The sequence below is a fragment of the Mesorhizobium sp. M1D.F.Ca.ET.231.01.1.1 genome (assembly GCF_003999155.2).
Classification (GTDB): domain Bacteria; phylum Pseudomonadota; class Alphaproteobacteria; order Rhizobiales; family Rhizobiaceae; genus Mesorhizobium.
Genome location: NZ_RZOZ02000006.1, coordinates 313,096 through 338,026 on the forward strand (window position 1 = coordinate 313,096; position 24,931 = coordinate 338,026).

Annotated in this window: 22 protein-coding genes; 13 read left to right on the forward strand and 9 right to left on the reverse strand. The window is 64.6% G+C overall.

Annotated features, from left to right (window positions below; translation table 11 throughout):
* Positions 1-36 precede the first annotated feature (36 nt).
* Positions 37-1,077 carry an ABC transporter substrate-binding protein gene (locus tag EN874_RS18740; protein ID WP_127426416.1) on the reverse strand — a complete coding sequence of 347 codons (1,041 nt, stop codon included), beginning with the start codon at positions 1,075-1,077 and terminating at the stop codon, positions 37-39.
* A 232-nt stretch (positions 1,078-1,309) separates the two neighbouring features.
* On the opposite strand from EN874_RS18740, the gene EN874_RS18745 reads away from it, so the two are divergent.
* Positions 1,310-2,011: a GntR family transcriptional regulator gene (locus EN874_RS18745; RefSeq protein WP_127426417.1), complete on the forward strand. Its 702-nt coding sequence runs from the start codon at positions 1,310-1,312 to the stop codon at positions 2,009-2,011.
* Positions 2,012-2,127: 116 nt separating this feature from the next.
* On the opposite strand, the gene EN874_RS18750 is transcribed toward EN874_RS18745, so the two are convergent.
* The 7 genes from EN874_RS18750 to EN874_RS18780 all read right to left on the reverse strand — a co-directional run bounded on the left by EN874_RS18750 (position 2,128) and on the right by EN874_RS18780 (position 8,367).
* Entirely contained in the window at positions 2,128-3,213 is a 1,086-nt protein-coding gene (locus EN874_RS18750; RefSeq protein WP_127426418.1) for an ABC transporter ATP-binding protein, read from the reverse strand.
* Positions 3,203-3,808: a cupin domain-containing protein gene (locus tag EN874_RS18755; protein ID WP_127426419.1), complete on the reverse strand. Its 606-nt coding sequence runs from the start codon at positions 3,806-3,808 to the stop codon at positions 3,203-3,205. Before EN874_RS18755 ends, EN874_RS18750 begins: the two co-directional genes overlap by 11 nt.
* 181 nt (positions 3,809-3,989) lie before the next feature.
* Positions 3,990-4,217, reverse strand: coding sequence for a hypothetical protein (locus tag EN874_RS18760; protein WP_245513616.1), 228 nt, complete (start codon positions 4,215-4,217; stop codon positions 3,990-3,992).
* A complete protein-coding gene (locus tag EN874_RS18765; protein ID WP_127426420.1) occupies positions 4,214-5,284 on the reverse strand; it encodes an ABC transporter substrate-binding protein in 1,071 nt (356 codons plus the stop codon). Before EN874_RS18765 ends, EN874_RS18760 begins: the two co-directional genes overlap by 4 nt.
* A 27-nt stretch (positions 5,285-5,311) precedes the next feature.
* Entirely contained in the window at positions 5,312-6,133 is an 822-nt protein-coding gene (locus EN874_RS18770; protein ID WP_127426421.1) for an ABC transporter permease, read from the reverse strand.
* Positions 6,130-7,017, reverse strand: a complete 888-nt coding sequence (locus EN874_RS18775) for an ABC transporter permease (protein ID WP_127426422.1) — start codon at positions 7,015-7,017, stop codon at positions 6,130-6,132. Before EN874_RS18775 ends, EN874_RS18770 begins: the two co-directional genes overlap by 4 nt.
* A 108-nt stretch (positions 7,018-7,125) precedes the next feature.
* Positions 7,126-8,367, reverse strand: coding sequence for an FAD-dependent oxidoreductase (locus EN874_RS18780; protein WP_245513617.1), 1,242 nt, complete (start codon positions 8,365-8,367; stop codon positions 7,126-7,128).
* 239 nt (positions 8,368-8,606) lie between these two features.
* Between EN874_RS18780 and EN874_RS18785 the strand changes: the two genes are divergently transcribed.
* The 5 genes from EN874_RS18785 (at position 8,607) to EN874_RS18805 (ending at position 14,079) form a co-directional block, all read left to right on the forward strand.
* Positions 8,607-9,764, forward strand: coding sequence for a fumarylacetoacetate hydrolase family protein (locus tag EN874_RS18785; protein WP_127426424.1), 1,158 nt, complete (start codon positions 8,607-8,609; stop codon positions 9,762-9,764).
* A 278-nt stretch (positions 9,765-10,042) separates the two neighbouring features.
* Positions 10,043-10,975: a substrate-binding domain-containing protein gene (locus EN874_RS18790; protein ID WP_126085330.1), complete on the forward strand. Its 933-nt coding sequence runs from the start codon at positions 10,043-10,045 to the stop codon at positions 10,973-10,975.
* Positions 10,976-11,179: 204 nt separating this feature from the next.
* A complete protein-coding gene (locus EN874_RS18795; protein ID WP_127426482.1) occupies positions 11,180-12,166 on the forward strand; it encodes an ABC transporter permease in 987 nt (328 codons plus the stop codon).
* Between the two features lie 3 nt (positions 12,167-12,169).
* Entirely contained in the window at positions 12,170-12,964 is a 795-nt protein-coding gene (locus EN874_RS18800) for an ATP-binding cassette domain-containing protein (RefSeq protein ID WP_127426425.1), read from the forward strand.
* A gap of 92 nt (positions 12,965-13,056) precedes the next feature.
* The gene (locus tag EN874_RS18805) at positions 13,057-14,079 is read left to right on the forward strand and encodes a LacI family DNA-binding transcriptional regulator (protein ID WP_127426426.1); all 1,023 of its coding nucleotides are present in this window, start codon (positions 13,057-13,059) and stop codon (positions 14,077-14,079) included.
* A gap of 279 nt (positions 14,080-14,358) precedes the next feature.
* On the opposite strand, the gene EN874_RS18810 is transcribed toward EN874_RS18805, so the two are convergent.
* The gene (locus EN874_RS18810; RefSeq protein WP_127426427.1) at positions 14,359-14,940 is read right to left on the reverse strand and encodes a TetR/AcrR family transcriptional regulator; all 582 of its coding nucleotides are present in this window, start codon (positions 14,938-14,940) and stop codon (positions 14,359-14,361) included.
* 247 nt (positions 14,941-15,187) lie between these two features.
* Between EN874_RS18810 and EN874_RS18815 the strand changes: the two genes are divergently transcribed.
* The 7 genes from EN874_RS18815 (at position 15,188) to EN874_RS18845 (ending at position 24,884) form a co-directional block, all read left to right on the forward strand.
* Positions 15,188-15,427, forward strand: a complete 240-nt coding sequence (locus tag EN874_RS18815; RefSeq protein ID WP_127426428.1) for a hypothetical protein — start codon at positions 15,188-15,190, stop codon at positions 15,425-15,427.
* On the forward strand, positions 15,421-18,615 hold the full coding sequence (locus EN874_RS18820; RefSeq protein ID WP_127426429.1) for a multidrug efflux RND transporter permease subunit: 3,195 nt from the start codon (positions 15,421-15,423) through the stop codon (positions 18,613-18,615). The genes EN874_RS18815 and EN874_RS18820 overlap by 7 nt, the downstream gene beginning before the upstream one ends.
* A gap of 15 nt (positions 18,616-18,630) precedes the next feature.
* On the forward strand, positions 18,631-19,785 hold the full coding sequence (locus tag EN874_RS18825) for an efflux RND transporter periplasmic adaptor subunit (protein ID WP_127426430.1): 1,155 nt from the start codon (positions 18,631-18,633) through the stop codon (positions 19,783-19,785).
* 157 nt (positions 19,786-19,942) lie between these two features.
* Complete coding sequence (locus tag EN874_RS18830; protein ID WP_127426431.1) at positions 19,943-20,647, forward strand: GntR family transcriptional regulator; 705 nt, start codon at positions 19,943-19,945, stop codon at positions 20,645-20,647.
* 14 nt (positions 20,648-20,661) lie between these two features.
* A complete protein-coding gene (locus tag EN874_RS18835; protein ID WP_127426432.1) occupies positions 20,662-21,765 on the forward strand; it encodes a mandelate racemase/muconate lactonizing enzyme family protein in 1,104 nt (367 codons plus the stop codon).
* 1 nt (position 21,766) lies between these two features.
* On the forward strand, positions 21,767-22,951 hold the full coding sequence (locus EN874_RS18840) for a mandelate racemase/muconate lactonizing enzyme family protein (protein ID WP_127426433.1): 1,185 nt from the start codon (positions 21,767-21,769) through the stop codon (positions 22,949-22,951).
* Positions 22,952-23,219: 268 nt separating this feature from the next.
* Positions 23,220-24,884 carry an ABC transporter substrate-binding protein gene (locus EN874_RS18845; RefSeq protein WP_127426434.1) on the forward strand — a complete coding sequence of 555 codons (1,665 nt, stop codon included), beginning with the start codon at positions 23,220-23,222 and terminating at the stop codon, positions 24,882-24,884.
* Positions 24,885-24,931: the final 47 nt, after the last annotated feature.

The following is a 24,931-nucleotide window of genomic DNA, read 5'->3' on the forward strand; positions in this document are numbered from 1 at the left end:
CGGAGCAGCGCATCGACGCTGCTCCGGGCACGGTCGCTATTGCTGGATCAGGTTGTTGAACTTCTCGGTCGCCTCGACGAGAGTGTCGCGCCAGAATTCGGGATCCTGCAGCACCTGCTTCTTGACGTTCTCGGGCGAGGAGTTGATGTCCCTGATCCGCTCCTGCGGGATCTTGCCGGTCTCGAAGGCCTTCTCGTTGGCCGGACCGTTGTCGACATAGAGCGGCAGGTTGGCCTGGAGATCCGGGCTGACGAACCTGGCCAGCGCCTTCATCGCAAGATCCTTGTTCTTCGATCCCTTCGGGATGACCATGCAGTCGGCGGTGAGCACACCCTGGTCAAAGGAGAAGGCGACCGGTGCGCCTTCCTTCCTCAAGGTGCCGGCGCGGCCGTTCCAGATGCTCGCCATATCGACCTCGCCGTCCTTGACGAGTTGCATCGCCTGCGCGCCGGAAGTCCACCAGGCGTCGATGTGGCCCTTGACCTTGTCGACGGATTGCAGCGCGCCGTCGATGTCGACCGGATAGACCTTGTCGATCGGAGTGCCCTTGGCGAGCGCCGCGACGCTCAGCGTCTCCGTAGCCTGGCTGCCGGAGAGCGCGCGGCGGCCGGGGAATTTCTCGACGTCCCAGAAATCGGCCCAGGTTTTTGGTCCCTTGTCGCCGAAAACATCGGTTCGATAGATCAGCACGACGGAGGTGTAGGAGACGCCGACCCAGTCGTCATGGACGAGCTTCGGGTTGATGCCGCTCTTGTCGATGAGGCTGTAGTCGAGCTTCTCGAACAGGCCCTCTTTCGAGCCCCGCGCGCATTCGTCGGCGCCAAGCTCGGTAATGTCCCATTTGACGGCGTTGCCGGTGACCTGCAGGCGGACGTCGTCGAGGCCGTTGGTGGTGTCCTGCTTGATGGTGATGCCAAGCTCCTTGGCCGTCGGATCGAAGAAGGCCTTGGTCTGCGCCTCCTGATAGGTGCCGCCCCACGAGGCAACGGTGATGGTGTCGGCGGCCGACGCCGGAACGGCGACCGAGGCCAGCAGGCCGGTGATCGCCAGGCCGTGAATGCAAAGTCTCTTCGTCATTTTCGCTTCTCCAACCGGTGTTCCCGTTATCGTTGATTTGGTATGCGAATTTGTATACAATTTTGAGTGTAATTCGGCGAGAGCCGATGTCAACATGGATGATCGGGTTTTTTGGCCACTGGAGAAACTGAGAACATTTCCGGGTCGACTGCTTCTCGAAACGGCCCTGTTTCAAGCAGGCGCAAAAAGGCACTAGACTGCGAATCCATCACAGACCGTTGGAGCGGGAAGTTTGGGCAAGGAACGGAAAAACACCCTGCGCGACTCGGTGTTCGAGAAGCTGAAGGCGATGATCATCACCGGTCAGATCCCGCCGGGCGGCCGCGTGACGGAAAACGAGATCGCCGAGCGCCTGAAGGTGAGCCGCACGCCGGTGCGCGAGGCCTTCAACCGGCTCGAACGCGACGGCTTGGTCATCGGCCGGCCGCGCCAGGGCTATATCGTTGCCGAGTTCAACCTGAACATGTTCCGCGAAGCCTTCGATATCCGCGAGCTTCTCGACGGGCGCGCGACCGAGCTGGCGGCGGCCAACGCCACCAGCGCCGACAAGGCAAGGCTGCGCGAGATGCTCGCCGAATGCGAGCGCCTGGCGGCGATCCCCGACCGCAGCACACGTGAGAAATTCGAGGAATTGCAGGTCGGCATCGACCTGCACCGGGTGATCGCCGAACTCAGCGGCAACGAGATGCTCCACGGCATGCTCTGCGGCATCCTCGACAAATGCCAGCAATATGTCTGGACGGAGCTTCTGTGGCTGGACGAATGGAAGGTCACCCGCGAGGAGCATACCGGCATCGTCGACGCGATCTGCGCCGGCGATGTCGCTTTAGCCGGTGAGCGCGCTCGCGCGCATGTTCGCGGCTCGCGCGAGAACATCCTGCGCCTGCTGCAGGCCAAATCCGACTACCAGGGATTCTTCGCCAGGGCGTCCTGACCGGTCTTTAGAGCAATTCCAGGAAAAGCGTGTAACGGTTTTTCGTCGGGAATTGCGTAAAAACAAATACTTATGGCGGTTCGGCGATTCTATGAATCGCTGAAACGCTCTAGCGGTCAGCTCGAAAGCACAGGGCAGTTGGCGCCACGCCGCAGGCTGATATGGGCCACGTCGCCGACGCTGAATTGAAAACCGTCGGCGCGGCGCGGCGCGTCGATGACGATCGAAGTCCCCTGCCCGAGCTCAGCATGAAGGCGCAGCGTGCGGCCGTGAAAGACGACGCCGCTCACTCTGGCCGGCGCGGTGCCGTCGGCGGCCACGGTGGCTGCCAGCAGATCCTCCGGCCGCACGCCGATCGTGCGCGTGTCGCCGGCGGCCGGCATCTCTCCGGTGTTGGAGACCGCCTCCAGCGGCAACTCGCCGGCGGCGAAGCGCAGCCGCTCGCCGTCGCGTCCGAGAAAGCGCGACTGCAAGAGGTTCATCGTGCCGATGAAGGAGGCGACGAAGCGCGTCGCCGGACGGTCGTACAGCGTTGCCGGCGGGGCGATCTGCTCGATGCGGCCCTTGTTCATGACGACGATGCGGTCGGAGATCGACAGCGCCTCGGTCTGGTCATGGGTGACCATCACGAAGGTGGTGCCGAGCCGGGATTGCAGCCGCTTCAGCTCGACCTGCATCTGCTCGCGCAGATGCGCATCGAGCGCCGACAGCGGCTCGTCGAGCAGAAGCACGCGCGGCTCGCAGACGATGGCGCGCGCGAGCGCGACGCGCTGGCGCTGGCCGCCGGAGAGCTCGGAGACGCGGGCGCCGAGCTTGTCGGCGAGGCCGACCATGTCAAGCGCCTCGCCGACACGCCTGGCCTGATCGGCGCCGGACAATTTGCGCAGCGAGAGGCCGAAGCCGACATTGGCGGCGACGTCCATATGCGGGAACAGCGCATAGTCCTGGAAGACGGTGTTCACCGGGCGGTCGAAGGGCCTCAAGCCGGTGATGTCGCGGCCCTCCAGCAGCACATTGCCGCTTGTCGGGCTCTCGAAGCCGGCGATGACGCGCAGGCTCGTCGTCTTGCCGCAGCCGGAGGGACCGAGCAGGGTCAGGAACTCGCCCGGCGCAATGTCGAGATCGACGGCTTCGAGACCGACAATGCCGCCGGGAAAGACCTTCGAAACTTCCTGCAGCCGAACGAGCGCGTCAGGCGCCATCGCGCACCTCGGAGGGCTTGGTGGTGTTGACCCAAAGGATTTGGCAGCGTTCGGCGCCGGGGTTGCGGAAGGCATGCAGCAGCGTGCTCTTGAAAGCGAAGCTGTCGCCTGCCTTCAGCAGATAGGTCGTGGCATCCACCACCAGTTCGACCTCGCCCGTCAGCACGAAGCCGAACTCGTGGCCGGCATGGGCGTAGGCTTCCGCCGTGCCGCCGCCGGCCTCGACCGTCACCAGCATGCCGGTGAGCGTGGCAGCCGGCGGCGACAGCAGCGCCTTGGCGATACCCTCGGATTTCACCGGAATCTGTCGCCGCTTGTCGGCGCGCACGCAATAGAGGTCGTTGACGGCATCATTGCCGTCGGCGATCAGCACCGAGGGCTCGATGTCTAGGGCGGCGGCGAGCGGCCAGATCACCTTGACGCGGAGCGAGGACATGCCACGCTCGATCTGGCTGAGCGCGCCGATGGAAATGCCGGCCTTGGCGGCAAGCTCGGCCAGCGACAGCTTGCGCTCCAACCTCAGCGCCCGCACGCGCCGGCCGACGCGGACGTCGGCATCGTCCTTGGACCTTTCGGCTTCGTCAAATACATCCATGCATCCGTCCTCGTTGTCTTTTCCTTCTCCCCTTGTGGGAGAAGGTGGATCGGCGCGATAGCGGCGAGACGGATGAGGGGTGTTCCAGCGAAGTGAGACGCTGGCATTCCCTGGAACACCCCTCATCCGGCCGCTTCGCGGCCACCTTCTCCCACAAGGGGAGAAGGGGAGTCCGCGCCGTTCACCCGCCGGCCTTCACCTTCTCGAACATCTTGGCCACATCGTCATTCTGCTTCATCGGGCCGGTGAAGATGGTGCTCTTTAGCATCACGTCCGGATCGGCCGGCAATTGCAGCTTCTCCAGCTCGTCCTTCGACACGCCGGCGAAGGCGGTCGCGAGCGAGCTGCCATAGCCATACGACTGGATCAGGTATTTGCCGGAGGGAGAAGGGGAGTCCGCGCCGTTCACCCGCCGGCCTTCACCTTCTCGAACATCTTAGCCACATCGTCATTCTGCTTCATCGGGCCGGTGAAGATGGTGCTCTTCAGCATCACGTCCGGATCGGCCGGCAATTGCAGCTTCTCCAGCTCGTCCTTCGACACGCCGGCGAAGGCGGTCGCGAGCGAGCTGCCATAGCCATACGACTGGATCAGGTATTTGCCGGAGTCGGCATCGAGCCGGCTGTTGATGAAGTCATAGGCGAGGTCGACGTTCTTGGCGTCCTTCAGCATCACGAAGCCGCAGGCCCAGGTCAGCATGCCTTCCTTCGGCTTCATGAATTCGACCGGCACGCCCTGTTTCTTGAGCGAGGTGGCCGACGCGTTCCAGGTCATTGCGGCGACCAGCTGGCCACTGGCCAGGGCCTGCTCGACCGAGGTCATGTCGGTGGTGTAGCTCGACAGCAGCGGCCGCTGCTCGCGCAGTTTCGCGGCGACCTTCTCCATCTGCTCCGGCGTCATGTCGAACGGATTCACGCCCGCCAGCAGCGCGGCGACGATCGGCGTGTCATGCACGGCGTCGATGGTCGCCATGCGGCCGGCATATTGCTTGTCCCACAGAAGGTTCCAGCTCGCTTCGGGGTTCTTCACCAGGTCGGTGCGGTAGAGGATCGAGGTGTTGCCCCAGTCCCACGGCACCATCCACACCTTGCCGTCGCCGGCCTGCAGGTCGGGCAGGTTCTTGAACACCGGGAAGATCGAATCCCAGTTCTTGATGCGCTTGGTGTCGATCGGCTGCAGCAGGCCTTCCTTGTTCCAGCGCGCGACCTTGTCGTAGCAGGGATGCGCGATGTCGGGCCGGAAGCCGGCCTTAACCTTGGTGAAGGCGTCGTCGTCGTCGCCGAAGATCGTCGCCTCGACGCCGTCCGGATGCGCGGCGAGGAAGCTCTTGTTGAAGTCTGGCAACTCGTAGCCCGACCAGGTGAAGTATTGCAGCTTGTCGGCGGCAACAGCGACCGTCGACGACAACGCCAGGGCCAAGGCGGCAAGGCCGGCGCGGGCCTTCAGTCCAGTGATCGATTTCAGGTGGAATGTCATTTTCGTTCTCCTCTTCTTTGTTGTGGTTCAGGCTGGATTGCGACGCGCCGCGCCGAGGCCGCGGTGGCGCAGGAGCTCGGCGAGCGCGGCGATGATGAAGGACACCGTGAGGATCACCGTACCCAGCGCCATCACGGTCGGCAGCGAGCGCGGGAAGCGCAGCTGGCTCCAGATGTAGAGCGGCAGCGTCGGCTCGGTGCCGGCGAGAAAGAAGACGACGATGAACTCGTCGAAGGAGGTGAGGAAGGCGAGCATGAAGGCCGACAGCACCGCCGGCGCACTCAGCGGCAGCATGACGCGCCTGAATGTCGTCCAGTCGGAGGCGCCGAGGTCGAGCGCCGCCTCGCGGATGGTTTTTGGAATGGCGGCGAAGCGGCTGCGCATCACCACCACCGTCGTCGGCAGCGCGACAAGGATGTGGCCGAGCACGATGGCGATGCGCGACGGCCCGAGCCCGATGAGGTTGACCAGGATCAAGAGCGAAATGCCGACGATGACGCCGGGGATCAGGATCGGCAGCCGGGCTACGGCGCTGATGGTGGCGGCAAGCGGCGAGCGGCCGTAGAGGTCCATGTAGGAGACGGTGATGCCGCAGAGCGTTGCGCCCGATGCGGCGATGACACCGATGATCAGGCTGTTGGCCAAAGCGCCGGAGAGCGCCGGATTGCCGTAGAGCGTCTCATACCAGCCAAGCGTGAAACCCTGCAGCGGAAATGCCGCCTGGATGGAATCGTTAAAGGAAAACAGCGGGATCAAAAGGATCGGCAGATAGAGGAAGAAGAGATAGGCAAGCACATAGAGGCCGAGCCAGCGGCCGCCTGCATTTGCCTCTTTGCGCGCGCTGCTCATGTACGGCTGCCAAACCTGCGGTCGGCGCCGCGCGCGACCAGCACCACGCACAGGATGACCAGCATGACGCAGACCGACAGTGCCGCGCCGAACGGCCAGTCATTGGCCTTGCCGAACTGCGACTGAATCAGCGTGCCGATCATGGTGCTGGCCGGGCCGCCGACCATGGCCGGCGTGACATAGTCGCCGACGGTCGGCACGAAGACGACCAGCGCCGCTGCCAGCACGCCCGGCATCGAGTTGGGCAGCACGACGCGGCGGAAGCTGGTGAAGGGTCGCGCGCCGAGATCGGAGGCGGCTTCGAGCAGCGATTTCGGAATGGTGTCCAGCGCCACGTAGATCGGCAGGATGGCGAAAGGCGCGTAGGCGTGCGCCAGCGTCACCACGACCGCTGCCGGCGTGTTGAGGAAGGCCAGCGTCGGTTCCGACCAGAGGCCGCTTTCGATGAAGGCCGAATTCAGCACGCCGTTATAGGCAAGCACGATCTTCCAGGCGAAGACGCGGAGCAGATAGCTGGTCCAGAACGGCAGCGTGACCAGGAAGAGCAGCAGGTTGCGCCGACGCCCGGCATGGAAGGCGAGGTAGTAGGCGACGGGATAGGCGGTCACCACGGTCGCCAGCGTGACAAGGCCGGCGATCACCAGCGAGCGCAGCGTCACCGTCCAGTAGAGCGGATCGGTGGCCACGGTGACGAAATTCTCCGCCGTCAGGCCGGCGCCGAGCAGGGAGCCGTCATTGCTCCTGAAGGCGAGGAAGAGCACCAGGCCGAGCGCGAACAGGATCAGGAAGAAGGTGACCAGCCCGCCCGGCACCAGCATGGCCAACCGGAAGACCGGCGAGATGCGGGTTTCCGGCGATGGCCGCGCTGCAACGATGGTCGACATTTTATTGCCTATTGGGCAGCTGCCCATCGATTTTTGAAATCAGCTAATTCTTTTTCATATTTGTGAAACCGTCAAGCTCAATCGCTTGTGCGCTGCACGCGGTCGCCATCAGGGCTCGAATGCGTCGAGCATCCGGTACCAGGTGATCGTGGCGGCGACGCCGATCTGGCGGAAGGCGTGGAACGGGATCGGTCGGATCGGCGACAACGGGAACGGCAATTGCCCGACATCGCCATTCGCCAGGTAGTTCGCCATGCGCTTGCCAAGCGCGCTCATCAGCCCGACACCCCTGCCCTGGCAGCCGACGACGGCAAGCAGGCCCTTTTCCGGCTCATGCAGGTGCGGAAGATGATCCGGCGTTATCGCCACACGGCCGAACCAGCGCTTGTCGATGGCGATGCCGGCAAGCACCGGATAGAGGCGAGTGAGCGCGCGCTCGAGATGCGCCCAGTCCGCGGCGCTGGACGGCAGCGCCATGCGCCCGCGGCCGCCGAGCACCAGCCGGCCGTCCGCGCTCTTGCGGTAGTAGACGAGAATGCGACGGGAGTCCGAGACGGCCTGGCCGCCGGGCAGGATCGTGGAAGCAAGCCCGGCCGGCAGCGGCGCGGTGGCGATCTGGAACGAATGCAGCGGCACGATGGTCCGGGCGAGGCCGGGAAGCAGGTTATCCGTATAGGCATTGGTGGCCAGCACCACCGACTTGGCGCGCAATTCGGCACCGCCTTGCACCGATACCCGCCAGATGCCTGCTTCCCTGCTGAGCCTCACCACCTTCTGCCCCTCGGCGATCCTGGCACCGGCCGCCGAGGCGATGCGCGCCAGCTCCAGCGTGTAGGACAGTGGATCGATGACGCCGGCGCGACGGTCGAGCAAGCCGCCGAGATAGCCCTTGGCGCCGGTCATGGCAGCGATCTCGGCCTGGTCGAGCAGCTTGACGTCGGCGCCGCGCCGCCGCCATTGCCGGTCGCGATTGGCGGCAGCCTTCAACGCGGTCTCGGTGTGCGCCGCTTGAATCCAGCCGTTGCGCGTGAACGGCACCGCGAGCTGCTCGTCGCGGATGAGGTCGAACACGGCATCGGCCGTCGAGGCGGCGAAGTCGACCAGGGCCCCGCCGCGCTCCTTGCCGAAATGCCCGATCAGCCATTCCGGATCATATTTGAGACCGGGAATGACCTGGCCGCCATTGAGGCCGGAAGCGCCCTGCCCGATCGCGCCAGCATCCAGCACCTGCACCGAAAGACCGGCACGGGCCGCATGCAAGGCGGTCGACAGGCCCATGATGCCGCCGCCGACGATGACCGCGTCGAGCGTGCCGCCGCCTGATAGCCCGGGCTGGAACGCCGGGGCCATTTTGGGCTTCTGCCAGATCGGATCGGAAAAGGCTGCGGGCAAGCGTTCACCTGAGGCGCTGGAGCTTCGTGAAAATCCTATTGCCGATTTCACAAACTTGAAAGAGCGCTCGATAGGCCAGTCCGCCCTCGGCTATGTGACAGCATGCCTGTAGCCCATAACCTTGCCATAGACGGGATAGACGTTTCGGCGAAATCGGGGAAAAGTGCCGCGCGCGAAAAATCAAGAGGACCGACACCATGACCGACCCGACCCGTCTCCCCGCCGATGGCCTTTTCGTCGGTCGCGCCAGAACCAACGATGCCTCCCATCCGCTTGTGGTCACGGTGCGCGACGGCAAGGTGATCGACATCACCTCGAGCGCGGCGCCCACGGTGCGCGACGTCTGCGAGCTGAAGGACCCGGCGGGCCACGTGCGCTCGGCCAAGGGCAAGGCGATCGGCGCGCTGGAAGACATCGCGGCGAACAGCTTCGAGGCCGGGCGCGATGCAAAGAAGCCGATCCTGCTTTCGCCCGTCGACCTGCAAGCGGTGAAGGCTTCAGGCGTCACCTTCGTCGTCAGCCTGCTCGAGCGCGTCATCGAGGAGCAGGCGCGCGGCTCGGCCGAGAAGGCCGACGCCATCCGCGCCGACATTGCCGGGCTGATCGGCCATGACCTCTCGAAGCTGAAGCCCGGCTCGCCCGAGGCGATGGAGATCAAGGCCAAGCTCATCCAGCGCGGGGCCTGGTCGCAATATCTGGAAGTGGGCATCGGCCCCGACGCCGAGATCTTCACCAAGTGCCAGCCCATGGCCTCCGTCGGCTTCGGCGCCGATGTCGGCCTGCATCCGGTTTCCACCTGGAACAATCCGGAGCCGGAGATCGCCATGATCGCCGACAGCTCGGGCCGCATCGTCGGAGCCACGCTCGGCAACGACGTCAACCTGCGCGACGTCGAGGGCCGGTCGGCGCTGCTGCTCGGCAAGGCCAAGGACAACAATGCTTCCGCATCGCTCGGCCCCTTCATCCGGCTCTTCGACGAGACCTTTTCTATCGCCGACGTGAAGCGCGCGACGGTGCGGCTCGGCGTCGAGGGCGAGGATGGATTTTCGCTGGAGGGCGCAAGCTCGATGGCCGAAATCAGCCGCTCGCCGGAAGAGCTGGTCAAGGCCGCGATGGGGCCGCATCACCAGTATCCGGACGGGCTGGCGCTCTATCTCGGCACCATGTTCGTGCCGTCGAAGGATCGCGGCGAGAAGGGCAAGGGCTTTACCCACAAGGTCGGCGATTTGGTCACCATCTCGTCCGAAAAACTCGGTGCCCTGGTCAATCGCGTGCGGCTGTCGCCGGACTGCCCGCACTGGACCTACGGCGCCAGCCATCTGATGCGCGATCTCGCCCAGGCCGATCTCATCTAGCGGATCAAAGCGGCAACATGCTTGTTGTGCCCATCACGACAGGCTGATGGGGCGTAATGGCGAGGGTTTGCCCGCAAAATATCACCGCAACTGATGCAATCTGATGGGTTCGCTGATGGCGTGCGCGGCCGTGCCAACATCCATTGGCGGCGGAGGCTTGCCATCGGCCGAAAAAGGGAATGCTCTTGACGTTTCCGGCCGGCGCTGGCGGGAGATGCGGTTCCCGGACTGCATCGCGCTTGATGTGGAGGAGAGACTTCAACATGGGAGGAAATCGAATGCTTTCGAGGCTGAGACTGCTCGTGCTTGGCTTGATCGCAGCGCTCGCCATTCCGGCGATGGCTGAGGCCAAGACGTTCTACTGGATTTCGCATGGCGGCCCGGCCGATCCGGTCTGGACCTATTTCCTGGCCGGCGCCAAGCAATGGGCAAGCGACACCGGCAGCAAGGTAAACACCTCGTTCCACAATGGCGACGTCGCATCGCAGCAGGAGGCTGTGCGCGCCGCCATCTCGGCCAAGGCCGACGGCATCGTCACCACCAGCCCCGATCCGGGGAGCTTGGTTGAAATCGTCAAGGAGGCCCGCGCGGCCAACATCCCGATCATCAACTTCAACACGCCCGATCCGAAGGCGAACTTCAATGCCTATGTCGGCGGCGACAATGTCACCTTCGGCAAGCACTGGGCGCAGTATCTGGTCGACAAGGGCCTGGTGAAGAAGGGCGACTTCGTTTGGATGCCGGTCGAGGTGCCCGGCGCCACTTACGGCGTGCAGGAAGAGGAAGGCATCAAGAGCGTATTCGAGCCGCTCGGCATCACCTATGAGGTGACTGAGGCGACGCTCGACCAGGCCGAGGTGATCAACCGCATGGTCGACTATCTCACCGCGCACAAGGGCAAGGTGAAGGCGATCATCGGCCTCGGCGACCTCGTCACCGGCTCGATCAAGCGCGTGTTCGACCAGGTCGGCGTCAAGCCGGGCGAAATCCCGGTCGTCGGCTGGGGCAACTCGCTCGACACCACCCAGGAAGTGCTGAACGGCTATGTCAACGCCGCGCAGTGGCAGGACCCGCAGGCCACAAGCTATGTTGCGCTGTCGCTTGCCGCGATGGCGTCGGCCGGCATTCCTCCGGGCTTCAACGTGATCACCGGCGCGCTCTACGAAAAGGACACCGCCGGCGTCTACGACAAGATCCTGTCCGGCAAGTAATCCGCGACCGAATGGCGTGGCCGCCTGGGCCACGCCATTCCTTTCGCCGGCCTGCCCACGCGCGGGCCTAAAGCATGTCTCCCGAAAGTGGGAAACCGGTTTCGGGACAAAGACATGCGTAAAATCAAGAAATCTAAAGCGCGTGGCGCGAATCCGAAAGATCGCGACGCGCTTTTAGCCAAGTTCATCCACGTCGCGGGCTCAATGGAAAACCGTTCCTTCATCCAGAGTTTCATCGCGCGGCCGGAATTCGGCCCGCTGGTGCTGCTCGTCGTCGAACTCGTCGTCTTCTGGGCTATCAATCCGGATTTTCTGTCGCCGCAGAACATCTCCAACATCCTCGCCTTCACCGTAGAGCTCGGCCTGATCGCGCTGGCGATGACCTTGCTGATGACATCGGGCGAATTCGACCTTTCGGTCGGCTCGCTGTTCGGTTTCTCGCCGGTGCTGATGTGGACGCTTTTCAACGGCGGCGTCACCTCGCTGGAGATGGGCTTCGTCATCGCGCTTATGGTCGCGGCCGTCATCGGGCTGATCAACGGCTGGTTCGTCACCCAGCTCAAGATCCCATCCTTCCTGGTCACGCTCGGCATGCTGCTCGTCGTGCGCGGCACCGCGCTGTTCGTCACCGACGGCTTTCCGCAGCGCACCTGGAGCGCCGAAGGCAGCTGGCTTGCCGACATCCTGGTCGGCGACTTCTATATCGGCCCGTTCCGCGTCTACGCTTCGCTGTTCTGGTTCATCGGCGCCGCGATCGTGCTTGGCTACGTGCTGACGCAAAGCCGCACCGGCAACTGGATCCAGGCGGCCGGCGGCAACCCCAACGCGGCGCGTGCGCGCGGCGTCAACGTCAGCCGTGTCAAGGTCGGCCTGTTCATCCTGTCGGCGGTGATGGCCTCGCTTGCCGGCGTGATCTCGTCGCTGCGTACCTCTGCGGCCAATCCCAACAGCGGCACCGGCTACGAGCTCGAGGTCATCGCCATGGTGGTGATCGGCGGCACGGCGCTGACCGGCGGACGCGGCACCATCATCGGCACCGTGCTCGGCATCCTGATCCTGCGCGTCATGCGCAACGGCATCGTGCTCATCGGCGTGCCGGGGCTCGCCTACAACATCTTCATCGGCGCGATCATCCTCGGCATGATGGCGCTGCACTCATGGCTCGAACGCCGGCACCAGGCAGGGACGTGAACCATGGCCGAACCTCTCATCCGCATGACGAACATCCGCAAGTCCTACGGGCGCGTGCAGGCGCTGGTGGATGCCAACTTCCACGTCAACGAAAGAGAGATCGTTGGGCTGCTCGGCGACAACGGCGCCGGCAAGTCGACGCTGATCAAGGTGCTGTCGGGCGCGGTGCCGCTAACCAGCGGCGACATCTTCGTGCGCGGCAAGAAGGTGGATTTCCGCAGCACAAGCGACGCCATAGCGCATGGCATCGAGACCATCTACCAGGACTCGGCACTGGTCACGCAGCTGTCGATCGCGCGCAACCTGTTTCTCGGCCGCGAGCCGATCAAGCCGCCGCGCTTCCTCAACCGCATGGACCAGGAGGCGATGAACAGGGTGGCGCGCGACCTGCTGAAACAGGTGGGCATCTCGAAGAACATCCCGCCGACGACGCCGATCGGCTCGCTGTCGGGCGGCGAGCGGCAAGCGGTGGCGATCGCGCGCGCCATGCATTTCGACAGCGACCTGATCATCCTCGACGAGCCGACCAACAATCTCGGCGTCGCCGAGACGCAAGGCGTCTTGAGCTTCGTGCGCAGCGCGCGCGACTCAGGCCATTCCTGCATCTTCATCGCCCACAACATCCACCACGTCTTCCAGGTGGTCGACCGCATCGTGGTGATGCGCCGCGGCAAGGTGGTGGCCGACGACATCGATCCGAAAAAGACCACCGTCGCCGAGGTCGAGCGGATCATCACCGGCATGTCGGACAAGCAGATCCGCGATGCGATTTCCGACGGCCCGCAGCCGCATGGCTGATTTGCCCGACGTTGATTTGGCCCGACGTTTGATTTGGCCTGACATCTGATTTGGCCTGACAGGGGCTCGCATCCCATCCTATGACTGGACCCATGAAAGCCACCGTAGCCGACATCGCCAGGAGCTGCGGCCTGTCGACCGCGACCGTCGACCGGGTGCTGAACAACCGGCCGGGGGCGAGCGCGGCCAACCGGCAGCGGGTGATGGAAGCGGCGAAGCAGCTCGGCTACCTGCCGACCCTCGACCAGGTCGTGCTGCCGTCGAAGCCGGCGCATCTGGAGTTTTTCCTGCCGATCGGCAGCAACGCCTTCATGGCCGATCTCGCCCATCACATCGAGGACTATGCCCAGCGCCTGCCGCTGGTCGCCTCCTGCCGCATCCACAACCTTGCCGGCATCTCACCCGGCGCGCTGCAGGGTGCGGTCGAAAACCTGTCGTTGAAAGCCAATGGGGTGGGCGTCATCGCCGTCGACCACCCGCGCACGCGCAACATCCTGCGCGAGCTGGTCGAGGCCGGCATCCGGCTGGTGACGCTGGTCTCCGACGTGCCGGCAGCGCCCCGCTCGGCCTATGTCGGCATCGACAACCGGGTCGCCGGACGCACCGCCGCGCTGCTGATGGGCCGCTTCCTCGGCGGCCGGACCGGGCATCTGGCGATGGTCGTCGGCTCGCGCTCCTATCGCGGCCATGAGGAGCGCGAGATGGGTTTCCGCTCGGTGCTGAGCGAGGAATTTCCCAACCTCACCGTCTCCAGCGCCGTCGAGATCAACGACGAGCCCGACGCCAGCTACAGCGCAACGATGAAGGCGCTGCACAACGAGCCTGAACTGCTCGGCATCTACTGTGTCGGCGCGGGACGCTCGGGCGTGGCGAGGGCCTTGCTGGAAGCCAGGCCGCGCCGGAAGCCGGTGTTCATCTGCCATGACCTGACCAAGGAGACGCGCCGCTATCTCGTCGACGATCTCGCCGACGTCGTCATCGACCAGAATGCGCGGCTGATTGCCGAACAAGCGGTGATCCGCCTGCTCGGCTCGATCGCGTCATCGGCGCCGTACCTGACGAAGAAATTCATCGAGCCGCGGCTGATCTTCAAGGAAAACGTGCCGGTTCAATGAGTTAGCACGCCGAGGCGAAGCGTCTTTGTCCGGATTTGTCGGATGATTGGCGGGCGGTGCGGCAAAACTGCACACCAGCTATGCAAGTTTTATGGTTGCCGAATCGTTGAGCAAATCGTAATTGTTGCGGTGTCGGATGTCTTCCTCCTCCCAGACACCGACGGTGAATACGGTACACCTCCTCCCGTGCCGTATTCGAAATCGAGCCCGCTGCCTCCTCCTCCCGGCAGCGGGCTTTTCTTTTGCCCGCATGGAAATCGGAATGCCTACGCAGCGCCCTCAGCGCGCCCTAAACGACGCGATAAGCCCTTCCGCCATGCGCACGAACTGCGCGCTCGGGCCTTCGGCGCCCACGCTCTGCATCGAGACGCGCGCGCCTTCGAGCAGCAACGACAGCGTGTCGGCGAGCAACTCCGCCTGGCCGACGCCGGCGTCGCGGCAGAGCGCCACGAGCTTTTCGCGCTGGGCTTCCTTGAGTTCCTTGATGACGCGCCTGGCCGGGTGATCGGTCTCGCTGAGCTCGACGGCGGCATTGGCCATGTCGCAGCCGCGGCTGTCGGCGCTGAGCATTTGCGACACCTTGCGGACCCAGGCATGCAGTTGCGCGAGCTTGTCGCCGGGATGCTGGGCCTCGAACTCGTCCCATATCCTCGAAGCCTTCGCCGCAGTGGCGCGCAGGCATTCGATGATCAGATCGTCCTTGGATTCGAAGTGACGATAGAGCGTCATCTTGTTGGTGCCGGCGGCCTCGGTGATGGCGTCGACGCCCACGCCCTTGATGCCGTGCTTGTGGAACATGTCCTGCGCCGTCTCCAGGATCCGGTCCCGGGGGCGAGTGCGCTCCACGACGCCGTCTGTCATCATGCTCTCCTTTCGTTTCCAAAAAACCCTCGGCCACCTCTTGACTAGGGTGTTACCGATCTGTAACTTTTAGATGTTACTTACTGGTAACACCTATATCACTCGCCGTCAAACGACAAGGCCCACAGATAGCCTGCCAGAGTGAGATAGGACGCAAAACCTGCCTGTCATGCGGCTTCGGCCGGTGAATTCGAGAAAAAAGGCGGCCCGTGATCAACCGATGCGGGACGAGCAAGGAGCCACTCCTATGCGAAAGCGCAAAGACCTGACGATCGACGAAGCCATCCGGGATCCGATGATCCGGCTGGTGATGAAGGCGGACGGGATCGACCCCAAGGCCTTCGAACGGATGTTGCGCTCGCGCGCGGCGCAACAGGCGCCGGGCGATGAGATCCTGCCATCCTTCCTGGAGGACCCCGGCTCCGGTCGCGCCCGGCGCCTGCGCCACTTCGCAAAACCCTTCGGCGAGGCATCCGCATCATGGTAAGATTCTTCATCCACCGTCCGATCTTCGCATCGGCGATCGCCATCATCATGGTGCTCGCCGGCGCGATCGCTTATTTCCTGCTGCCGGTCTCGCAATTCCCCGACATCACGCCCCCACAGGTCGTGGTCAGCGCCCACTATCCCGGCGCCAGCGCGCAGGTGGTGGCCGATACGGTCACCACGCCGCTCGAGCAGCAGATCAACGGCGTGCAGGGCATGACCTACATGTCGTCGACGAGCTCGAATGACGGCTCCTCGACCATCACCATCACCTTCGACGTCGGCTATCCGCTGAGCACAGCGGCGGTCGACGTGCAGAACCGCGTCTCGCAGGCCGCATCCTCCCTCCCGGCCATCGTCAACCAAGGCGGCGTCACGATCAAAAAGCAGAACCCGAATTTCGTTCTGATCGTCGACCTCACTTCGCCGGACGGCTCGGTCGATCCGGTGGCGCTGAGCAACCTCGCCTATCTGCAGGTGGTCGATCCGCTGAAGCGATTGCCCGGCGTCGGCGACGTGCAGATCTTCGGCGAGCGCCGCTATTCGATGCGCGTCTGGCTCGATCCGGACAAGCTGGCCAATCTCGGCATCACCGCCGTCGACGTGCAGAACGCCATCGCCGAGCAGAACGTGCAGGTGGCGGCCGGCAAGATCGGCCAGTCGCCGGCGCCGGCCGGCACCGCCTTCGAGATGCAGGTCAACGCGGTCGGCCGCTTGAGCGATCCGAAGGAATTCGGCGACATCGTCGTGCGCGCCAATTCGCAGAACGGCTCGCTCGTCAGGCTGCGCGACGTCGCCCGCATCGAGCTCGGCGCGCTGCAATATTCCTCGTCGGCCTTCTTCGGCAAGGATCCGACCGTGGTGCTCGCCGTCTACCAGATGCCCGGCTCCAACGCGCTCGACCTGCAGCAGCGGGTCAAGGATAAGATGCAGGAGCTGTCGCAGCGCTTCCCGAAGGGCGTCCACTACGCGATGCATTACGACACGACGCGCTTCGTGTCGGCCTCGATGCATGACGTGCTGATCACGCTCGGCGAAGCGCTGGTGCTGGTCGTGGCGGTGGTCTTCATCTTCCTGCAGAGCTGGCGCACCACCATCATCCCGACCATCGCCATCCCCGTGTCGCTGATCGCGACGCTGGCGGTGATGTATATGCTGGGCTTCTCACTCAACATGCTCTCCCTGCTCGGCATGGTGCTGGCGATCGGCCTCGTCGTCGACGATGCGATCGTGGTGGTCGAGAATGTCGAACGACAGCTCGAGGCCGGCCTTGCGCCGCTCGCCGCGACGCGCGCGGCGATGGCCGAAGTGACCGGACCGATCATCGCCACCACGGCGGTGTTGGCGGCAGTGTTCGTCCCTGTCGCCTTCATCCCCGGCGTGTCGGGACGGCTCTACAACCAGTTCGCGCTGACCGTGGCGATCTCGGTCGGCATCTCGGCCTTCAACTCGCTGACGCTGAGCCCGGCGCTGAGCGCGGCGTTCCTGCGCCATCGCGGCGAGACGCAGTTCGTGCTGTTCCGCTGGTTCAATGCCGGCTTCGACTGGCTGTCGCATGCCTACGCCCGTGGCGTGCGCATCCTGATCAAGCTGCGCTGGGCCATGCTCGGCCTGTTCGCGGCCGGTCTGGTCGCGACCTATTTCGTCTGGCAGAAGCTGCCCTCGACCTTCCTTCCCGTGGAGGACCAGGGCTATTTCTTCGTCGTCATCCAACTGCCCGACGGCGCTTCGCTGGAGCGCACCGACGCGGTTGCCCAGAAGGCGCGTGACATCCTGCAGAACACGCCCGGCGTCGACATCGTCGGCTCGATCAGCGGCCTGAACTTCCTCACCAGCGCCGCGCAGTCGAATTCGGCTGTCGAGTTCGCCATCCTGAAGCCGTGGGACGAACGCGGGCCTGACCAGAACGCCTCGAAGCTGGTCGCCGAGGTGCGCAACAAGCTCCTACAGATGCCGGAAGCCTTCGCGCTTTCCTTCGATCCGCCTTCGATCCCGGGCCTCGGCACCACCGGCGGCTTCGAATTCCAGGTGGAGGATCTTTCGGGACGCGGCAGCGCCGCACTCAACGAGGTCACGCAGGCGCTGATCGCCGAGGCGCGCAAGCAGCCGGAGCTCAACCCGCAGCAGCTCTTCTCGTCCTTCTCGACCTCGACGCCGCAGTTCAACTACGACCTCGACCGCAGCAAGGCGAAGCTTCTCGGCCTCAACCTGCCCGACGTGTTCAACACGCTGCAGATCTACCTCGGCTCGCTCTACGTCAACGACTTCAACCTGTTCGGCCGCACCTTCCGTGTGACCATCCAGGCCGACAAGGACGCGCGCGGAAATGCGACCGACATCTCGCGGCTCTATGTGCGCAACGCGTCGGGCGGCATGGTGCCGCTGAGCACGCTGGGCAAGCTGGTGCCGATCGTCGGACCCGAGACGGTGCCGCACTACAACAACAATGCGTCCGCCCTCATCAATGGCGGCGCCGCGCCGGGCTTCTCGTCCGGCCAGGCGGTGGCGGCGATGGAGCGGGCGGCGGCGAACGTGCTGCCGCGCGACTTCGGCTACGAGTGGACCGGCATCACCTTTCAGGAGCTCAAGGCAGGGTCGATCGCCTCGGTCGTGTTCGGCCTGGCAATCGTCTTCGTCTTCCTGATCCTGGCGGCGCAGTATGAAAGCTTCGCGATGCCGTTCATGGTGCTGCTCGCCGTGCCGCTGGCCTTGTTCGGCGCCTTCGTCGTGCTGTTGCTGCGCGGCATGCAGATCGACGTCTACTCGCAGATCGGCTTCGTGATGCTGATCGGCCTGGCGGCGAAGAACGCGATCCTGATCGTCGAGTTCGCAAGGCGACGGCGCGAGGAAGGCCTCACCATCGTCGAGGCGGCGATGGAAGCCGCGCGGCTCAGGCTGCGGCCGATCCTGATGACGGCCTTCGCCTTCATCCTCGGCGTGCTGCCGCTGATGTTCGCGACGGGCGCGGGCGCTGCCAGCCGGCAGTCGATCGGCACCACCGTCTTCGGCGGCATGGTGGCGGCGACTGTCCTGTCGCTGGTCTTCGTGCCCGTCTTCTACGCGGTCATCGAGAAGCTGCGCGAGCGCGGTGGCGAGAACGAACCTGCCGCGGGGCATCACTATGCCCCGCATCAACAAGAGATTGAACCGACCGCCGAGCCTATCCGGCTCGCCGATGCGGCCGAGTAGGATTGGAGAGATTTCATGCGTAAATGGAAAATCGCTTTAGGAACGGCCGTCGCGCTGGGCGCGATTTCGGTGGCAAGCGTCCACCTGCTCGACATGGGCAATCTGAGCCTCAACGCCAGCACGGCGGGCGCAGCTCCAGCGCCCAAGGCCTTCGTCATGCCGGTACCGGTGGTGAACGTCGTCAAGAAGACGCTGCCGATCTATCTCGACTACGCCGCGCGCGTCGAGTCGATCCGCAGCATCACGCTGCAGGCGCGCGTGCCGGGCTATCTGCAGGAGCAGACCGCGGCCGACGGCAGCGACGTCCGGCAAGGCGACCTGCTCTACAGGATCGCGCCGGAGGACTACCAGGCGGCCCTCGACCAGGCCAAGGCGCAGGTCGAGCGCGACACCGCGACGCTCGACTACGCGCGCTCGAATCTCGGCCGCGGCAGCGAGCTCGCCAAGAGCGGCTATCTTGCCAAGGACAGCTTCGACCAGCGCACCAGCACCTTGCGCGGGGCCGAAGCGGCGCTGCTGCTCGACAAGGCGGCGGTACGGACGGCCGAGCTCAATCTCGGCTACGCCGAAATCAAGGCGCCGTTCCCGGGACGCATCGGCCGCAACCAGGCTTCGGTCGGCACGCTGGTCAGTGTCGCCGGCACCGTCCTCAACACGCTGGTGCAGCTCGACCCGATCTACGTTACCTTCAATCCGAGCGAGACCGACCTCGTGCAGATCGAGCAAGCGAGGGCTGCCGGTCCGATCGCGGTCGACGTGCTGCTGCCGGGCGAGACCGAGCCGAGCCAGAAAGGCCAGCTCACCTTCATCGACAACACGATCGACCATTCGACCGGCACGATCACCGCACGCGCCACGATTGGCAACGCCAAGTTCACGCTGCTGCCCGGGCAATATGTGCGCGTGCGGCTGCATGTGAAAGAGCAGCCCAACACGCTGATGGTGCCGCAGGTCGCGTTGGGTTCCAGCCAGCTCGGCAAATACCTTTACGTTCTCGGCAAGGACAACACCGTCGATCAGAAGCTGGTCTCGCTCGGACCGACCGACGGCGACCTCATCTCCGTCACCTCCGGCATCTCCGAGAGCGACCAGGTGATCACGGGCAATTTGCAGAAGATCGGACCCGGAATGCCGGTTTCTCCCTTGCCGCAACCGAAACCGGCCAGCTGATAACCCCCATCAGTTCCGGTCCGACGGCGCCCTCGGCTCCCACGCCGAGGGCGCCGTTTTCTTTTCGCGGCGCAATCCGAAAAAATCGGATCGCCGCCCCTTGTTAGATTGTCGACAATCTGCTTGTCTTGCAGCCGGTTCATCCGGAGTGGGACGCATGGCGAAACTGGATTTCAGTCCAATCGCGGATACGACGCGCAGGGCCGAGATCGTCGCCCTGCTCCGGCGCGCCATCCTGACCGGCCAGCTGGAGCCCGGGCAGAAACTCAACGAGCTCAGGATTTCCGAACAGATGCGGGTGAGCCGCGCGCCGCTGCGCGAGGCGATGCGCGAGCTGGTGCAGGAAGGCATACTGACCGGCATCCCCTATGCCGGGACCTTCGTCATCGACGTCGCCGCCAAGGACATCATCGACGCCTATTCGTTGAACAAGGTCCTCGACGAATTCGCCATCGAGCTCGCCTGGCCGCAGCGCGACCAGCGCTTCTTCGACGAGCTCGACCGCCGCCACGAGGCGGTGAAGCAGGCGACGCGGGCGCTCGACACCACGCGCCAGATCGAGACGGCGCTGCAGCTGCACGGGCTGATCTACGAATGGGCCGACAATTCGGTGCTGCTCGAGACCTGGCAGCGGCTGACCAGCCGGCTGCAGATGTATTTCGCCCTGCATCAGCGCGCCCGCAACGAGCCGGTGCCGGCAGAAGACGTGCACGAAACCTATGTGGCGCTGCTCAAGGGCAAGGACATGCGCGCCGCCCAGCGCCATGCGCGCGAGCATATCGACCTCGATTTCGAGGAGCTTCTCGCCTATGCGCGCGGTCTCGAGAAGCGCGCCTCGAAGGGCGCCGACCGACCTCGCTGACAACGGACACCAACGTGAAGATCAAAAGCATCAAAGCCTACCATGTCGTGCAGCCCTTCGTGGACGGTCCCTATCGCATGTCGAAGGGGCGGGTCGCCGACTGTTTCGACGCGGTGATCGTCGCCGTCACCTCCGACAGCGGCGTGACCGGCTGGGGCGAGATGGCGCCGCTCGGCAATTTCTACTCAGCCGCGTTTCCGGCGGGGACGCGCGCGGGCGTGCCGGAGATCGCGCCGCACCTCATCGGCCACGATCCGCGCGGGCTGGCCGGCATCGGCAGGCTGATGGACACGGTGTTCAAGGGCCATCCTTATATCAAAGCCGCACTCGACATGGCGTGCTGGGATCTTGCCGCCCGCGCGGCCGACGTGCCGCTGGTGGCCATGCTCGGGGGCCGCGAGAGCGAGACGGCGGAGCTCTACAGGGTCGTCACCCACGGCACGGTCGACCAGATGGCGGCGCTTGCCAAGAAGATCGTCGCCGAGGGCTACCACCGGCTGCAGGTCAAGGTCGGCGGCAACGTGCGCGACGACATCGAGCGCGTGACGGCCGTCGCCTCCGCCGTGCCGAAGGGCACGGTGATCTTCTGCGACGCCAATGCCGGCTGGACGCCCTACCAGGCGCGCCAGTTCGCGGATGCCACGCGCGGCATCGACTACACCTTCGAGCAGCCCTGCACGACGATCGAGGAAAACATGTCGGTGCGCCGCATGTTCGACAAGCCGATGGTGCTGGATGAATCCGTCACCTCGCTGGGCGAGATGCTGGAAATCCATCGCCGCGGCGCGGCCGACGGGCTGACGCTGAAGATCTCGCGGCTGGGCGGCGTGACGCAGACCCGGCTGATCCGCGACGTCGCCGTCGACCTCGGCTTCATGATCACCGTGGAAGACACCGGTGGCGCCGAGATCGACACCGCCGCCATGGCGCATCTGTCGCTGTCGACGCCGGAAGAGCGCCGGCTGCACGCGATCGCCTTCCACGAATGGGTGACAGTGCGCACCGCTTCCAACAAGCCGCCGGTGACGGGCAGCCGCATGGGCATCCCGGACGGACCCGGCCTCGGCATCGATGTCGTGCCGGAGCTGCTCGGCAAACCCTTCTTCGAGATCGGCTGAAATGAAGATCAGGCGTATCAGGGCAACGCCGATCAACTACAGGCTCGAAGCGCCGTATGTCTGGGTGTTCGGCGAGCTCGACGGCTTCTCGCCGACCATCGTCGAGGTCGAGACCGAGGACGGGCCCGTCGGTCTCGGCGAAGCGCCGACGCCGGCGGCGGCGGCGATCATCAACGACGTGCTCGCGCCCCGGCTCGCCGGCCGCGACGGCTTCGACATCGCCGGCGCCGAAGAGGTGTGCCTGCCCTACTGGAGCGGCGTGCAGTCGATCAACGATCGTACCCGCATCATGGCCTTCGGCGCCATCGAGATGGCGCTGTGGGATCTGCGCGGCAAGGCCTGGAAGCAGCCGCTCTACCAGTTGCTCGGCGGCGCGGTGCGCAAACAGATCCCCTTCACCGACTATTTCTCGCTGCGCGGCGATGGAGCGAAGGCGAAGGGCGAAAAGACGCCGGAAGCGGTCGCGGACTACTGCGTCGAACTGCACGAGCGGCACGGCACGACCTTCTTCGAAGGCAAGTTTTCGACGCAGGATCCGAAGCTTTCGCTCCGGATGGTCGAGCTGATCCGCAAGAAGCTCGGCGACGATGCGATGATCCGCATCGATTCCAACCAGGCCTATTCGCTGGCCACCGCGAGGCAACTGGCGCGGCCGCTGGAAGAGCTCGGCGTGCGCAACTGGGAAGACCCGGTGGCAACGATCGAGGAGATGCGGGAGCTGCGCCGCCACACCTCGATCCCGTTCTCCACCCACAACATCGACATCGCGCGCGCCATGGAGCTGAAGGTGCCGGACGCCTTCGTCGGCAATCCGACCGCGCATGGCGGCATCGCCCGCATGCTGCGCTTCGTCGGCGCCTGCGAGCATACCGGCATCGATTACTGGTGCTATAGCGGCGACACCGGCATCGGCAGCGCCTGCTACCTGCATCTTTGCTCGGCGCTCGGCTGGATCCGGGAGCCCAACCAGTCGCTGTTTCGCATGCAGCCGATGGACGTCATCGAGGAAGGGCCGTTCGCGCCGAAGAACAATGTGGTGCGGGTGCCGGAAGGCCATGGCCTCGGCGTCACCCTTTCGCGCGACAGGCTCGCTGCCTGCCATCGCGACTTCGTCGAGAACGGGCCCTGCAATAAGTACCACGACCCGGAAAAGCCCGGCACCTATCGCCGGCTGCCGCTGAACTAGAGCACCTCAGCACCTCAAGGGAAAGGAGGCGACAGACGGAGAGAAGAAGCGGCCGCGATTTCGATCCGGCCGCAGAAACGGACAAGGCATGCATCAAGAAAATCTGACCTTCCCGCATCCAAGAGCGGATGGACCGGACCAGACTGCATGCTAAAGTTCGTTCGACCGAAATTCATGACGATGTCCGGGACCGGAGAACTCCACGGTATTTCGTCAACCGGAATGCACCACCCGCCAACCACAAGAACTGGGGAAAGGGTCTAGACCCATGAGCAAGAACTATCGCATTCTCGATCTCATCCGGCGCAACCGAACGCCGCTCGAAAACCACCTTATCGATGGCCTGATCGACGGGCGCGTCAGCCGCCGCGACTTCGTGCGCCATGGCAGCCTGCTCGGCCTGTCGCTGCCGCTGCTCGGCCGCATCGGCATGGCCGCGGGCTTTGGCGCCGCGCCATCGCTTGCCCGCGCCCAGGGCGCGCCCGGCGCCACCATCCGCGTCGGCAGCAATGTGCCGTCCGCCGCCATCGACCCGGTCACCATCGCCGACGCCGGCGGCCTTCTCGTCCTACAGCAGGTCGCTGAATTCCTCTGCATCGACGGACCGGACCTGGTGCTGAAGCCGGCGCTGGCGGAAAGCTGGAAGCCGAACGCCGACGGCACGGTGTGGACCTTCACGCTGCGCAAGGGCGTCAAGTTCCACAGCGGCGGCGAGATGAAGGCCGACGACGTGGTGGCCAGCATCGACCGTCTCGCCGATCCCGCCAACTCGTCCAACGCGCTGTCGGTGTTCAACGGCATCCTGCAAAAGGGCAACACCAAGAAGGTCGACGACTACACGGTCGAGTTCCACCTCGACGCGCCGAACGGAAACTTCCCCTACATGGTCTCGTCCGACAACTACAACGCCGTCATCATCCCGGCGAGCTACAAGGGCGGCTACGAACAGAGCTTCGACGGCACCGGTCCGTTCAAGCTGGAAAAATACACGGCCAAGGTCGGCGCCTCCTTCGTGCGCAACGAGGATTACTGGGGCGAGAAGGCCTTGCCGGAACGCACCGAGTTCACCTTCTTCTCCGACATGCAGGCCCAGATCCTTGCCTTGCAGGGCGGCCAGATCGACATCATCAACCAGATGCCGGTGCTGGCCGGCGTCGGCCTGCTCAACGATCCGAACGTCTCCATCATCAGCCTGAAGTCGGTGGCGCATCAGCAGCTGCACATGCAATGCGATGCCGACCCGTTCAAGGATCCGCGCGTGCGTCGGGCGATCGCGCTCAGCATCGACCGCAAGAAGCTGGTCGCCGGCCTGATGAAGGGCCGCGCCCAGGAAGGCAACGACAGCCCGTTCGCGTCCGCCTATCCGTCGACCGACACCAGCGTGCCGCAGCGCGAGCAGGACATCGCGCAGGCCAAGCAGCTGATGGAGGCGGCCGGCGCCGGCAAGGGCTTCAAGGTGACGCTCACCACTGAGCGCTATCTCGAAATCCCCGAATACGCGCAGCTCATCCAGAACTGGGTCAAGGAGATCGGCATCGAGCTCGAGCTCAACATCCTCGACCAGGGCGCCTATTACGGCGATGCCGTGTTCGGCAAGTCGAACTGGCTGGATTCGGCGATGGGCATCACCGACTACGGCCACCGCGGGGTGCCGAACGTCTATCTCGCGGCACCACTGAAGAGCGACGGCACCTGGAACGCGGCGCACTTCAAGAACAAGGACTACGACCAGCTGGCGACGAGCTATATCGCGGCTCTCGACCTCGAGGCGCAGAAGGCCACCGCCGGCAAGATCCAGAAGCTGCTGCTCGAGGAGACCCCGGTCATCTTCGGCTATTTCTACGACTACCTGACGGCGACGGCGAAAGGCGTGGCGGGCGTGCAACCCACCGCCATGTCGCAGTTGTTCCTCGAGAAGGCTTCGAAGGCCTGACGAGAGAACAAGCTTATCCCTGACGGCCGGCTCTCCAGCGAGAGCCG